Raw genomic sequence first — 13,961 nt, 5'->3', positions numbered from 1 at the left:
CCCCGGTCATCCCTGCTCGGGCCGCATCGACTCCCGGATCTGGGCCAGCCGCTCGGCCGCGGCACGCCGGCGTTCGTCGTATTGTTCGTCGACCGAGCGGCCTTCGGGTGAGTCGGCGTCGAGTTCGGCGGCGCCTTGCGCGGTCGCGTACCGGGCCTCGATCTGTTCGCGCACCGACTCGAAGGTCGGCACACCGGCGTCGTCGTATTCGGGCACGGGCCCGGTGGAGCTGGGCGTGACTGGTTCGTCGGGCATGCCGTCACGGTACTGCGACGAGGGATCGAGATGCCGCGTCGCGGTTTCGGTGCGGCAGCCTCAGTATCGGCGTCGCGGCGCCACAGCGGGACCTGGCGGCCAAAACAAATGCGCCACAAGAGCCTTTTCGTGAGCTATTGCCCTCGCGCTGCGGTCGAATTCGTCCGTTTATGTCACAATCCCTTTGGTTAATTTGTCGCGAGTCAAATTAGCAAACGATTCAGAGGCGTTCAAAAAATTACTCGTTGGTAACGGCGAATAAGCGGAGGTCACGTATGGAAGCGGTGCAAATCACGGGGCTCGGGATTGACGGCCCGTGGTCGGATTCGGGGTTTGGTTGGCGCGATCACTCGACGGGGTGCTGGGTCACCGCGGCGACGCCGGCCGCGGAGCCTGATCTGTGGAATCAGTACCTGGAAGGCGCGCTGAACAGCTATCGCCGGCACGGGCTGGATTGGGTGCTCGACGTCGACCAGATTCAGGATGGAGCCGACACGTCCCTGTTTTTTGCTGCGCTTGACCCGCAAGGGCGAGTCGTCGGAGGTACGCGTGTTGTCGGGCCTTTGCGCTCGCCGGAGGACTCCCACGCTCTCGAGGAATGGAAAGGCAATCCGGGTCTTCCGTTGCTGCGCCATATGATTTCCAACCGGCTTCCGTTTGGCGTCGTGGAGGTAAAAGGCGCGTGGACCAATTCTCGCGAATATGGCAATCGCGCGCTGTCCACCGTGTTGGCCCGCACCGCGCTGCCGATGATGACTTTGCTGGGTGTTCAGTTCGTGATGGCCACCGCGGCGGCTCACGTGCTGGAGCAGTGGCAGTCCTCTGGGGGCGTCGTGGCTAACCGCGTGCCGGCGGCGGCGTATCCCAGTGAGGACTACCGGACCAAGGTGATGTGGTGGGATCGTCGCACCCTTGCCACACATGCCGAGCCGGGACAATTCAAGCTGATGTGCGCCGAGAACGCCGAAATCCTCAGCCGCATCTCGGCATAGCAGAAATCAAAGTGTTCTAGGGTCGACTCGTGTCCATCGCTGAGCCCGTGCGCGACGTTGCGGCGTTGCCGTTGGCCCCGAAAAACCCGCTTCCGTATCGGGATCGACTGAAGGCCATCAAGGAATTCCATACCGGCACCAACAGACTCCGCGATGCCGGCGGGCCTGTCACCCGGGTTACCTTGGGCCCGAAGTGGCTGATCCCGCCGATCGTTTTGGCGACATCACCACAAGGCATCCGCGACATCGTCAGTGTGAGAGACGGTTCGGTCGACAAGACCAGCACGGTGGCCACTGAGCTTCGTCGGCTGCTCGGCGGAAACCTGTTCGTCTTGCCCCACTCGGAGTGGTTGCCGCGCCGACGCACCCTGCAACCGGTGTTCACCCGCCAGCGTGTCCGCCAGTTCGGTGGGCACATGGCCGAGGCCGCGGAGATCGTGCGTGCCCAGTGGCGCGACGGCGCCGAGATCGATCTGGACGCGCAATGCCGCACGCTGACGTTGCGGGCATTGGGGCGCTCGGTATTGGGATTGGATCTCGATGAGCGCTCCGACGCGATCGCCGAGCCGCTGCGCGTGGCGACGAGTTACGCGGTGCGGCGCGCGCTGCGGCCGCTGCGCGCACCAGAGTGGATGCCCACACCGGCGCGTCGGCGTGCCCGCGCTGCGGCCGCGGCGATTCGGGAGCTGGCCGACGAGATTTTGCAAGCGTGTCGTGCCGACCCCGAGAGGGAGGCTCCGCTGGTACACGCGCTAATCGCCGCCACCGATCCAGAGACCGGGCTATCGTTATCGGACAACGAGATTCGCGACGAAATGATCATCTTTTTGTTCGCCGGCCACGACACCACGGCGACGACTCTGACCTACGCGCTGTGGGCGCTGGGTCGCCACCCGGACTTGCAGCAGCGCGTCGCGGCCGAAGCCGCGGGCCTACCAAATCGCCAACTCACTCCCGACGACGTTGCGCGGCTGGGCTTTACCGTCCGGGTACTTCAGGAGGCGCTGCGGCTGTGCCCACCGGGCCCGACCGGAACCCGAATGGCGACGCGCGACGTAGAAGTCGCCGGCTACCGCGTCAAAGCCGGCACCATGCTGGCGTTCGGAAGGATGGCGGTACAAACCGACCCGGGCCTGTGGGACGATACGCTGCGATTCGATCCGGACCGGTTCAGTCCCGAGCGCGCTGACGGTCGCGACCGTTGGCAGTACGTTCCGTTCGGGGGCGGGCCACGCTCGTGTATCGGGGACCACTTCGCGATGCTGGAAGCCACCCTCGCGTTGGCCACCATCGTGCGCCGAGTCGAAATCAAGTCTCTTTCCGACGAATTCCCGCTGGCCGTGCCGTTCACAATGGTCGCGGCGGCTCCGATCAGGGCCGAGATACGACTACGTCAGTAACCTTTCCGCTGCCTAAGTCCTGACGCAGTGCTGCACCTGCCGGCGGGTTGGGGACCGGCAAGTTGTCGCGAATGCCATGATTGCGGCTATGGCTTCTCGACACATGCGATTTCGGTTCTTCTATCGGGTTGGCTTCACGCCGTGGGAGGGCCATCCGATCGGACAGGGTCTGCGGGATCTGGTCGAGGGAAGCGCGCAGACCCCGGCATTGCTCGCGGGATCGGCTCTCGACGTGGGATGCGGCACCGGGGATTGCGCCATCTACCTTGCTCAGCAGGGCTGGAGGGTCACCGGGGTTGACTACGTCGCAAAGCCGCTCGACAAGGCGCGGGCCAAGGCCGGCGCCGCCAAGGTTCCGGTCGATTTTGTCCGTGCTGACGTCACCCAGTTGAGTCAGTCCGGAATCGGTACGGGCTTTGGCTTGATCGTCGATAACGGGTGCATCCACAACATGAGTGACGCCGATCGTGAGGCCTACGTCCGGGAGATCAGCGCCGTGGCGGCGTCCGATGCGCGGCTATTCATTGTCGCGTTCCCTCCCGGTGGCCGGTTCGGGGTGCCGGGCATTGATCACGCCGAGATCGAACGACGATTCGCTAACGGCTGGAGGCTGCTGTCCACCGGCGACGAGCCGGAACTCGACGACAAGACCGCGACGTATTACTACCTGTTCCAACGGTGCCGTTGACCGTCTACAGCGAGTTGCCTCTTCCGGAAGACCCCGTGTCGGAGAAGTTAATCGGGACGACGCGTTTGGTTAAGAGCGACTCCATCGCCGAGCTGTCCAGCGGGCGGGACAGCAGAAAGCCTTGTGCGCGATGGCAACCGAGGCTGAGTAGCGTCTTGGCCGCGGCCACGGTTTCGACCCCTTCGGCGACGACCTCGAGCCCGAAGGCCTCGGCCAGGGCCATCGTCGAGCGCACGATCGCCAGATCACCGGCGTTGGTATCGAGACTGCGGACAAACCCCTTGTCGATCTTGAGTGCGTCGACGGGCAGAGATTTCAGATACGTCAGCACACTGTATCCGGTGCCGAAGTCGTCGATGGCGATCTGTACGCCGATATCCTTCAATCCGAACAACGTTTTGCGTGTGGCGTCGATATCTTGAACCACAACACTTTCGGTGATCTCCAGACATACGGTGCTGGGATCGAGACTGAACTCGTCGAGGGTGGCTGCGACGGCAGCGACGATACCATCTGTGACAAGCTGCACCGGCGACACGTTGACACGTAGCACCGTGCCTTGTCCGACGCCGCGTGATTGCCAGAGGCCAAACTGCGCACACGCGGAACGCATTACGAGACGGCCGAGTTTGGCACCGAGGTTGATCGATTCCACGACCTGAATGAACGAATCGGGCATCAATAACCCCAGAGTCGGATGTTGCCAACGGATTAGCGCCTCGGTACCAAGGATGGCGCCGGTATTCATGTCGAACTCCGGCAAGTAGTGGAGCACTAAGGTCCCGATACCGCTGTCGATCGTTCCTTCCAGGTGCAGTTCGATGTCGTTGCGGATCGTGTCTGTCGTAGACATCTCCGGACTGAAGGTTGCGAGTTTGTTGCCGCCGGAACCCTTAGCTGACCGGGTGGCCTGGTCGACTCGACGCAGTAGGTCCGACGTGCTCTCGTGTCCGGGTAGGCCGGCCGCGACGCCGATACTGACGGTACGACTGAGCATCTCACCGTCGATTGAGACTTGTCCGTGAACCTGGTTGTGCAGCGACCGAGCGAATGCTTCGGCAGCCTCGACGTCCATGGGCACGGTCGGCACGACGACAAACTCGTCACCGCCGAAACGCGCTATGACCGTGGGGACGGCATCGGTGGCCTCGCGCAGCAGCGCGGCGAAGGCCACGATGAACCGGTCGCCGGCGTCTTGGCCGAGGCGGTCATTGATGACTTTGAAGCGGTCGAGTGAGACGAACACTATCGAGACCGGACCCGGCTGTCCCTCGGCCAGCCGCTTGTCGAGGTAGGCGATGAGCGCCCTGCGGTTCAGCAACCCAGTGAGTTCGTCGTGCTCAGCCAGGTAGTGGATCTGCTCTTCGGCGACGACCCGGGCCTGCAATTGGGCGAATAGCGCGGCGATCGCCTGCACCGCGTTGAGCTCTTCGGGCAGCCATTCGCGGTCTCCGACCTTGCCGAAGGCCAGCGTGCCGGTCGTTACGTCGCCAGACAGCAGCGGCACGGCGGCCAGGGAGACCGTGCCCCACCCGGTGCCCTCGTCGATATTGCGTTGGTAGTCGGCATTCGCCGGCGCGGGACGCACGACTTGCGGCACTTTGAGGTGCTCGGCCTGGGCGAAGACGGAGTCGGCGTCGGAGAAGTAGATGACGCCGATCGGGTCGGGGTCGGCGTTGCGTGGCGGCCACTCGGCGACGAGCACCGTGGCGTGGATCGTGTGATCGTTGTGGCGCAGGAAGCTGAAGTCCACAGCCAATTCGCGGACCAAGTCGCCGAGCACTCGTTGACTCATCGCGGCAGAGTCAGCCGCGGTGGCCGCCATCAACTCTGCGGCGGCAGCGGTGACCAAATGATCTAGCGTGCCCGACATTGCCCTTACCGTAGCTTCAACTCGTGGGCTGCGCCGACATTGCGTACTGGGTCATGGGTCTGCGCGCCAAACAGACTCGGAATCCATAAGTGGTGCATCAGCAGGGGACCGCTCAACGAAGCACCCGTCCGCGGTCAAAATTGCGGCGGCTTGGTACCGATGCCGGTGGACCGGCAGTGAACCGGAGTACCAGCACCGCGGAATGTTCGGAAGGTATGCCTGTTAAACCTCGGAAGTCGCGCTGCAATTGCTTTAGCTCATTCGCGAATTGGGTTGACAGCTCGCCGAATTCAGTTTCGTTGTGGGCGTACAGGAAGACCGGCGAGACCGGCTGCACGCAAAGCCCTTGCCGCTGCGCAATGATCCAGATCAACTCAACAGCCGCTCCTCCCCTGGCGTAGTCGCGAAGGTCCTGTCCCGGTACGGAGACCGCGGCCAGCGCAGAACTGGCTAATATCCGGTCCCGGGCGTCTTCACCGAGGGCCCTGCCGGCGTTCCATTGGGCCAGATGGGTCATGACGTCGGTGCGGCGCAGGATATCGAGCATCGCCAGATCTCCGGTGTCGAGTTCCAGACTGCGCACGTCGATGCCGGTGTCGGGGTCGGCATCACCGGGCCAGCGCAGTTCGGAGACCATCTCTTTGTGCAGCCGCGGCGTCAGGTAGCGGGTGCGGTCGGACGCGGCAAGAATTGTTGCCGCATGCGCGATGTCGTCTCTGTCGGTGATGAGGTGTAAATGCGCGAATTCCCGCTTCGCCGCGGCGCGCAGCGCCTCGATGGTGGCGGCGCCAATCGGCCGGGGACTGCCGTGGTGGCGGTTGGTTTCGCGCTCGAGCATCGGTTGATAGAGATCGGCAAGGTCGGGGTCGGTGCCGTCGCTCAATTTCAGTGTGGCGCGCAGCGGCGATCCGTTGCCGTTTTCGGTGAGGCTGACGGGGCCCAGAACGTGGTGAGCCGCGGCGGCGATCCTGGCGTTCAAGAGGGCAGCCCCCACTGCGACAGCGCTGCCCCGGAATCCGACGTCCATTGTCGACGTGTGTTGCGCGGCAATATCGATGGTGATCTCGGTAGGTCCGGCTTGGACATACCAGGGCTGTACATTTCCCCCGGAAGGTGCGCGGATCGCCGCGGCAGCGATGGTTCCGGCGATCCCGGGTAGTTCCGGTGGCTCGGGATGGTCTACCGGCGCTGGGTGGTGCCTGGACATGTCGGGGTCACCGAGTTGGTCGAGCGCCCAGCCGATATCGATGCGAGTACGGCCCGAGCGAAGCTCCTCGCCGAGCCCAATTCTGCGCACGCCCTCGGCCAACGCCGACGCCCCCAGCACGACATCCGAGGCCACCTGCGGCCAGGTCGACAGCGTGCGATCGATCTCTAACAGTGAGGCAGCCGTCCGGGGTGAAAGGCGTTCGGCCTCAAGGTGACGCAAGATGTGGGGCACCTTCTCGCGGCTGCTCATGCCGGGCAACAATCCGATGTCGAGGTCGCCGAGCAGACCATGCAGAATCGGTCGCTGAGGCTGTTGATCGAAACGCTCCACATCGATCAGGCCGCGATCACTGGTCGCCATCAACACCGGAATGTGGCGGGTGCGGGCGCCTTCCCGCAAGACCGCCTTCATATCCAGTGAATCGCATTCTTCGATGACGATGTCGAGCCCGTCCAAAAATGCGTCGACGGTATCGAAGGTCAGTCCGGCGTCAAACACCTCCACTGGTAGGTACGGGTCGAGCTCGGCGATCCTGCGCGCCGCCACACACGCTTTGTTGACGCCAAGGTCGAACACGCTGGCAGGCACCCGATTCAGGTTCGATAGCTCGAGATGATCAAAGTCAGCCAGCCGAAGGCGGCCACACAATCCCTGGGCCGCCAGGGTGTGCGCGATGACGTGGCCGACGCTGAGACCGGCGACGCCGATGCGCAGTGCGCCCAGCTGGTCCTGTTCCGCCGGGGTGATGTTATTGCGATTGCGGTCCAGGCGTACGGCGCGATATCCGCGCGGGCCCAGCACCGCCACAACCGTGCGCCGCCACGGGTAGTAGGCCCAGCGGCCGGGCTCTGTCAGAAGCTCAGGATGCGGGATGGGCCGAAGGCTACGCAGGTTGGCTGTCTGTGCATCGAGCCGGTCGATGAACTCCACGTTGGGATCGGCGTGTAGTCGCCGCAACACCAACGCGCCGTGCGCCTCAGCAGCGTCGAGAAGTTGCGCGGTGTAGGCGATTACGCCGGGCTCATCCATGGTGCTTTGTGTATAGCACCTGGGCGGCAAGCCGGACCGGGTTTGAGCCCGGTTTGTGTAGCGCAAGATCAACGCCGAGGTGTCGCTTCGTCGAGGAATTGCCCGTGCCGTATGAGGTTGGTGACGGCTGCATCCCAGCGGCGCAATTGCGGCTCGGTAAAGAAGGATTCCCGCAGGTATAGCTCGATGTACGGATGCAGCATGATCGCGCCGACACGCAGGATCAGCGGGTTGAGCGCAGCCCAATCGGGATCGAGGTCGGGGTGGATGTTGTTCCGTCGGGAGAACTCATCGCGCTGCGCCGCGCTGATGCCCAACAGCCCGGTGAAGATTACCGAACCCAATGCGCCGCCCTCGGCAAGCGCGCGGCTGAGATAGGTCATCGCGTCGGGTCGTTCGACCATAAGTGCTGTCAGTGCGCGCCCGGCCGCGTTGAGCCCGTCGGAGGGGGGTCGGGCAACGTTGTGGGTTCCAAAGCCTCGCTTACCACCTGCAGGACATACTGATCGACTGCGGCGGCTAGCGCGGCCTTGGTACGAAAGTGGTGCTGCACCAGCCCAATCGACACCTCCGCGGTCTCCGCGATCGCACGCAGCGTCGTGGCGGCGATGCCGCGAACAGCAAAGCAGCTCAGCGCGGCGTCGCGAATTCGCTCCTTGGGGGAAGGCTCTGCTGGCGGGGGCGGGTCATACGGAAACAGCCGGGTGGATCCCACGGCCGGACAATACACCCGCACCGCGTGACGATACGTGGATATCGGATTACCGTATAGCGCGCATCGATTCCGGCGTTTGCGTTCCGCTCGAGGGGCGTAGGTCGCAGCCGGAGCCGTGAGCCCGCTAGCGCGATCGACGTTCGAAATACCGGACCATCTGTTGCCAGTACACCAGCGTCAGCGCCATCTGCACCACGACGGCGATCAGCGCCGGGCGCAGCCGATGCCGGCGCGCGGCGACTACCGCCCCCAACGCGGCCGCCGACGTCGCCGCGCTGACCAGCATCGCCGCGTCGCGGGGTCGACGGCCGATCCACAGCTCTTCGCCCAGCATCGCCCGCGTCGACCATGCGCGGTGATGCGCCGGCTTGCCGAAGACCACGGGATTCACGGCCAGCCACAACGCAATCCACACCGCGTGGGCCCGTCGCCGCGTCCAGACCGGGACCAGGATCAGCGGCGTGCTGGCCCACCGGGTCCAGGCGCTGAACGGATGGCAGTGCCGCGCGAAGACGGCGCGCCGAACCCCCGCGACGGACAGCACGGGCGCTATCGCTTGGCGGTTTTGGAATGCTCGGCCGGGACGACCGCCGGGGCACCCACGGCGGGCGCGGACGCGGCGGGCAGCGGCGTCCGGGGAATTCCCGGGGTGCCGAGCTCGCCGGCGAGCCAGGGCAGCGAGGCCGCGAACACGCGGTCCGCGAATGGCCAGTCGTGCTTGCCGGGCTGCGGCACCACCGCGCAGTCGATTCCCTCGGAGCGGCCGAGCGCACACAGCGAATAGGCGGCGGCGGTCTGATTGCCGGGATTGGCGGCCGCGTCGCGTCCGGCGAGCCGGATGGCGCCGCTGTCGGTCAGCTGGAGGGCGCGGCGCGGGGTGGGCGGGCCGTCGGACGAGATCGCGAACCAGCCGGCGACGTCGCGGTAAGGGCCGTGCCGGTTGATCACCGTGGTCGGATCGAAAGCCGCCCAGGCGTCGGCGTTTCCGCCGAACAGCCTGGCGATGGTTTGGGCCTTGTTGCCGGCGTTCGGGAAGAAATCGCCGGCGACGTCGACGAACGCGCTGAACATGTCGGGGTGCATGACGGTCAGGTCCACGGCGCAGGTCCCGCCCATGGACCAGCCCGCGACGCCCCAGTTGGCCCGGTGCGGGCTGACTCCGAAGTTCGAAATCATAAACGGCACAACATCTTTGGTCAGGTGGTCGGCCGCGTTGCCCCGGACCCCGTTGACGCATTCGGTGTCGTTGTTGAACGCGCCGCCGGAATCCACGAATACCAGCACCGGCGCATTGCCGTCGTGCGCGGCGGCGAAGTCGTCGATCGTCTTGACCGCGTTGCCCGCACGTGTCCAGTCCGCCGGTGTGTTGAACTGCCCGCCGATCATCATCACGGTCGGCAACGGCGGAGGTGGGGTGGTGGCGAACCATTCGGGCGGCAGGTATACCAGCTCGCCGCGGTGTTTGAAGTGCGACCCGTCCGAGGGGATCGCCACCGGCACCACGGTGCCGTGCGCCGGCCGGATTCGGCTGGCGGCCATCGCGGTAACGGTGGCCCGATCGGTTTGATCGGGCAGCGGGCCCGACGTCACCTGGCTCCACGCCGACTGCACGGTGGGGAAGTAGCCCACCCAGAGGTTGAGCATCAGCGCCGTGCTGAGCAGACACAGGGGTACGGCCAGCACCGCGGCGCCGCGCCGCCAGCGGCGCGCGGTGCGCCAGCCCAGCACCAGCACCGCCGCCGCCATGCCCGTCAGCGTGACCCACAGCCACAGCGCCGCCGGGGCGGGATCGTCGGAGAGCCCACGGTCGACGATGTACCAGTGCGTCAGGTAGGCCGCGACCCCGCCGGCCAGCGCGGCCGCCGGCATCCACACCGTGCGCCAGCGGCGCGACCGCCAGCCGACCGCCAATGTCAGCACCACCGCGGCGAGCACCTGGATCGTCGCGGGCACCCAGCCATGCATCAGCGAGGTGTGGCTACTTGCCAGGAACTGCGCGGGAGCGCTGTCCGTTGAGGCTGTCACGTGACTCATTGTGATCTATCGGTAACCGGCCTGGAACATATTCACCTAATGTTCGCTCTGGGCTTTCTGGACGGTCGGGGCCTCAGCTAATGCGGCTTGGCCAGCGGAAATGGCAATGTCTCGCGGATACTGCGGCCCGTTATGAGCATGACGAGCCGATCGATGCCCATTCCCAGGCCACCGGTCGGAGGCATCGCGTATTCCATCGCCTGCAGGAAGTCTTCGTCGAGCTCCATCGCCTCCGGATCCCCGCCGGCAGCTAACAGCGACTGCTCCTGCAGGCGGCGCCGCTGCTCGACCGGATCGGTGAGCTCGCTGTAGGCGGTGGCCAGCTCGACACCCCACGCCACCAGGTCCCACCGCTCGGCGACGCCCGGCTCGCTGCGGTGTGGCCGCGTCAGCGGGGACACCGAGGTCGGGAAGTCGATATAGAAGGTCGGCTCCTCGGTCCGGTCCTCGACCAGGTGCTCGTACAGCTCCAGCACCACCGCGCCCGCATCCCAGTGCGCCCGGTAGGGGACGTGCGCGGCGTCGGACAGCTTGCGCAGGACGGACAGCGACGTCGCGGGGTCGATGTGCTCGCCGAGCGCCTCGGACACGGCGTCATGGACGGTCTTGACCGCCCAGACCCCGGAGATGTCGACCGGTTCCAGCCGGCCGTCGGCGCCGTGCCGCATCACGATCTGCTCGCCGTGCGCGGCCTGGGCGGCGTTCTGGATGAGCTCGCGGGATCCGTCGATCCAGACCTTGTAGTCGGCGTGGGCCTGGTAGGCCTCCAGCAGCGTGAATTCCGGGTTGTGGCTGAAGTCCACGCCCTCGTTGCGGAAGGCCCGGCCCAGTTCGAAGACCCGCTCCACGCCGCCGACGCACAGCCGCTTCAGGTAGAGCTCCGGCGCGATGCGCAGGAACAGGTCCAGGTCGTAGGTGTTGATGTGCGTGACGAAGGGCCGGGCGGTGGCTCCACCGTGGATCTGCTGCAGGATCGGGGTCTCGACCTCGACGAAGTCCTTGGCGAACAGCGTCTGCCTGACCGAGCGCAACACCTCGCTGCGCGCCTTGATCAACTCGCGCGACTCGGGGTTGACGGCGAGGTCGACGTAGCGGGTCCGCACCCGCGCCTCCGGGTCGGTCAGCCCCTTCCACTTGTTCGGCAGCGGCCGCAGGCACTTTCCGATCATTCGCCAGTCGGCGACGATCAGCGAGCGGCTCCCCTTCTTGGAGAAGCCCATGTGTCCGGACACCTCGACCAGGTCGCCCAGGTCGATGGCCGCGGTGAAGTCGGCGGTTCGTCCCCGCTGCAGCTGTGAATTGTCCAGCAGTACTTGCATTTCCCCTGACCAGTCACGCAGCTGGGCGAACAGCACGCCGCCGTAGTCGCGGATCCGCAAAATCCTGCCCGAGATGGTGATGGCGTCCCGGTCGTCCGCGTCGAGCGCGGTGGCGACGGTGTGGCTGGGCGGCGTTCCCACCGGATACGCGTCGACGCCGTTGCGCTGCAATATCTTCAGCTTGGCCAGCCGCACCCGCACCTGTTCGGGCAGACGGGACCTGGACTCCTCTTCGTCGGCGGTCTCGCGACGCTCCCGCAGCCCGCTGACGTCCGGGGCGCTGCCGTCGTGATGCAGCAGTCCGGATTCCGCCAATCGCTGCGGGACGGCGGGGTAGTGGCCGGTGTGGGTCTTGCGCCGGCCGAACGGCAACACCAGGAACCCCTCGGCGAGGGCCGAGGCAACGCCGACCCGCGGAATCAGCCGGGCGTCCTCGTAGCAGGCGTACCGCGGCACCCAGTCGGGCTGGTACTTCATGTTCGAGCGGTACAGCGTCTCCAGTTGCCACCACCGCGAGAAGAACAGCAACAGCCCCCGCCACAGCCGCGCGACGGGACCGGCTCCGAGCTGGGCACCCTGTTCGAACGCCGAGCGGAACATCGCGAAGTTCAGGGAAATGCGGGTGATGCCAAGGGCTTCGGCGTTGAGCGCCAGGTCGCTGACCATCAGCTCGATGGTGCCGTTGGGGGACTCCGGCGACCGGCGCATCAGGTCCAGGGAAACGCCGGTGGTGCCCCACGGAACGAGCGACAGCATCGCCACGACGCGGCCGTCGCGGTCCAGCGCTTCGACCAGCAGGCAGTCCCCGTCGGCGGGGTCGCCGAGCCGGCCCAGCGCCATGGAAAACCCGCGCTCGGTCTGGGTATCCCGCCAGGCGTCGGCGCGGGCGATGGTGTCGGCCATCGCGTCGGCCGCAATGTCGCGGTGCCGCCGGATCCGCACGGTCAGGCCCGCCCGGCGGGCCCGGGTCACGGCCTGACGGACCCCGCGCATGTCGGGGCCGGACAGCTTGAAATCGGAAGTCCGCAGGATGGCCTCGTCGCCGAGCTCGAGCGCGTTCAGGCCGCCCTCGCGGTACGCCCGCGCGCCCTGGGTGCTGGCGCCCATCACGCCGGGCGCCCAGCCGTAGGTCTGGCACAGACCCAGCCAGGCGTCGACGGCCTGGCCCCAGGCCCTGGGATCGCCGATCGGGTCGCCGCTGGCCAGGCAGACGCCGATCTCGACTCGGTAGGTGATGGCGGCGCGCCCGCTCTGGGCGAACACCACCGACTTGTCGCGGCGGGTGGCGAAGTAGCCCAACGAGTCGTTCTTGCCGTACAGCTCTAGCAGCCCGCGGATCGCCGATTCGTCCTCGCCGGTCAGCGCGTTCTCCGCGCGCTGGGACTGGAAGAGCACGATCGTCGCCAGGATCAGCGCCAGCGCGCCGAACAACCCGAAGATCGCGTTGAGGAACACGTGCGGCCGGCCGGTGAACAGGTCCGGATCCGCCAGCGCGAACCCGACCACCCGGTTGGCCACATACGGCAGGCGGTCCGGGCGGGCCAGCGTTCCCGGGAACAACTCGACCAGGCCCCAGGACACCAGGATCCCCACCACGTCGCCGGCGACCAGCACCGCGGCCGCCTTGACCAGTGCGCCCTTGCGGACCTTGGCCCAGAACTCCCGGTAGGCCAGCACCAGCAGGACGATCGCCACGATGTGTACGGCGAACCCGAGGTTTTCGCCGAAGATCTCGGCGGCGGTGTTGTCGCCCGCGGCGATGTCGGCGGCGTTCAGCGCGGCGGCCAGGATCATGTTGGCCAGCAACAGCAGCCAGGCGATGCGCTTGCGCGCGGTCAGCGCCGCGGCCAGCAGGGCGAGGATGAACGACCACGCGATGCTGGTGTCCGGGAAGTTGAACAGATAGTCGTTGATGAACTCGCGGGGGACCTTGATCAGGTACCTGATCAGCGGGGACACGCTCCCGAGCAGCGACACGGTGGCGATGACGCCCACCGTCCATCCGGCCGCTGCCGGCACCCACCGATACCGCGAGTTCGACCGGCCGCCGGGCCTCAAACGCGGCCCCGTACGAGGACCCGAACCAGGAGTAGCGAGTGTCACAGACCGCGAGGATATGCCCTCAATCCGTGAAAAGCTTGTCGAAGCGCTAAGTGTGGCGGGCACGAGTTTGGGACTGTTTTTCAGGCCGCGTTGACCCGCTTTGCAGCGCGGTCGCCCGGCCGAAGTGCTAAAAGCCACCTCAAGGCTGCTAAACTAGCGCCTGCGACCATCCCGGCGAATGCCAGGAACAGTTAAGTGGAGTCCCACTCCCACCGCGCGCCGACGAAATCCCTGAGCGGATCTTCCAAGGTTCAGCGGTCCGGTCACAGGCATCACGGATGCCTGTTCCGCGGGCAACGCGGGCGGCTCGATTAGTTTCCAGCCGCGATCGGTCGGCATTGGG

General features: G+C 66.0%; 9 protein-coding genes and 1 pseudogene. 3 read left to right on the top strand and 7 right to left on the bottom strand.

What is annotated here, in order from left to right; genetic code table 11:
* Nucleotides 1–6: 6 nt before the first annotated feature.
* The gene (locus tag A5760_RS18665; RefSeq protein ID WP_064883438.1) at nucleotides 7–255 is read right to left on the bottom strand and encodes a hypothetical protein; all 249 of its coding nucleotides are present in this window, start codon (nucleotides 253–255) and stop codon (nucleotides 7–9) included.
* Nucleotides 256–530: 275 nt separating this feature from the next.
* Between A5760_RS18665 and A5760_RS18660 the strand changes: the two genes are divergently transcribed.
* The 3 genes from A5760_RS18660 to A5760_RS18650 all read left to right on the top strand — a co-directional run bounded on the left by A5760_RS18660 (nucleotide 531) and on the right by A5760_RS18650 (nucleotide 3,335).
* Nucleotides 531–1,247: a hypothetical protein gene (locus A5760_RS18660; RefSeq protein WP_064883436.1), complete on the top strand. Its 717-nt coding sequence runs from the start codon at nucleotides 531–533 to the stop codon at nucleotides 1,245–1,247.
* 29 nt (nucleotides 1,248–1,276) lie between these two features.
* Complete coding sequence (locus A5760_RS18655) at nucleotides 1,277–2,647, top strand: cytochrome P450 (protein WP_064883434.1); 1,371 nt, start codon at nucleotides 1,277–1,279, stop codon at nucleotides 2,645–2,647.
* 88 nt (nucleotides 2,648–2,735) lie between these two features.
* Nucleotides 2,736–3,335, top strand: a complete 600-nt coding sequence (locus A5760_RS18650; protein WP_064883432.1) for a class I SAM-dependent methyltransferase — start codon at nucleotides 2,736–2,738, stop codon at nucleotides 3,333–3,335.
* 4 nt (nucleotides 3,336–3,339) lie between these two features.
* Here the strand turns inward: A5760_RS18650 and A5760_RS18645 are convergent, their stop codons facing one another.
* From A5760_RS18645 to lysX, 6 genes and pseudogenes are all read right to left on the bottom strand, one after another.
* A complete protein-coding gene (locus A5760_RS18645) occupies nucleotides 3,340–5,208 on the bottom strand; it encodes a putative bifunctional diguanylate cyclase/phosphodiesterase (RefSeq protein WP_064883430.1) in 1,869 nt (622 codons plus the stop codon).
* Nucleotides 5,209–5,320: 112 nt separating this feature from the next.
* Nucleotides 5,321–7,447, bottom strand: a complete 2,127-nt coding sequence (locus A5760_RS18640) for an Rv1355c family protein (protein WP_064883427.1) — start codon at nucleotides 7,445–7,447, stop codon at nucleotides 5,321–5,323.
* 68 nt (nucleotides 7,448–7,515) lie between these two features.
* Nucleotides 7,516–8,162: pseudogene (locus A5760_RS18635) on the bottom strand (TetR/AcrR family transcriptional regulator).
* A gap of 124 nt (nucleotides 8,163–8,286) precedes the next feature.
* A complete protein-coding gene (locus tag A5760_RS18630; protein ID WP_196772132.1) occupies nucleotides 8,287–8,706 on the bottom strand; it encodes a DUF6653 family protein in 420 nt (139 codons plus the stop codon).
* A 5-nt stretch (nucleotides 8,707–8,711) separates the two neighbouring features.
* On the bottom strand, nucleotides 8,712–10,196 hold the full coding sequence (locus tag A5760_RS18625) for an alpha/beta hydrolase (protein WP_196772131.1): 1,485 nt from the start codon (nucleotides 10,194–10,196) through the stop codon (nucleotides 8,712–8,714).
* A 77-nt stretch (nucleotides 10,197–10,273) separates the two neighbouring features.
* Nucleotides 10,274–13,573: a bifunctional lysylphosphatidylglycerol synthetase/lysine--tRNA ligase LysX gene (gene lysX, locus A5760_RS18620; RefSeq protein ID WP_082279533.1), complete on the bottom strand. Its 3,300-nt coding sequence runs from the start codon at nucleotides 13,571–13,573 to the stop codon at nucleotides 10,274–10,276.
* Nucleotides 13,574–13,961: the final 388 nt, after the last annotated feature.

The organism is Mycobacterium colombiense, assembly GCF_001665835.1.
GTDB lineage: Bacteria > Actinomycetota > Actinomycetes > Mycobacteriales > Mycobacteriaceae > Mycobacterium > Mycobacterium colombiense_A.
This window is presented reverse-complemented; position numbering and strand designations above follow the sequence as displayed.

Bases quoted from the DNA above. Each gene is read 5' to 3' on its own strand.
- A5760_RS18640 (WP_064883427.1), bottom strand. From the start codon at position 7,447: ATGGATGAGCCCGGCGTAATCGCCTACACCGCGCAACTTCTCGACGCT.
- A5760_RS18650 (WP_064883432.1), top strand. From the start codon at position 2,736: ATGGCTTCTCGACACATGCGATTTCGGTTCTTCTATCGGGTTGGCTTC.
- A5760_RS18645 (WP_064883430.1), bottom strand. From the start codon at position 5,208: ATGTCGGGCACGCTAGATCATTTGGTCACCGCTGCCGCCGCAGAGTTG.
- A5760_RS18625 (WP_196772131.1), bottom strand. From the start codon at position 10,196: ATGAGTCACGTGACAGCCTCAACGGACAGCGCTCCCGCGCAGTTCCTG.
- A5760_RS18660 (WP_064883436.1), top strand. From the start codon at position 531: ATGGAAGCGGTGCAAATCACGGGGCTCGGGATTGACGGCCCGTGGTCG.
- A5760_RS18665 (WP_064883438.1), bottom strand. From the start codon at position 255: ATGCCCGACGAACCAGTCACGCCCAGCTCCACCGGGCCCGTGCCCGAA.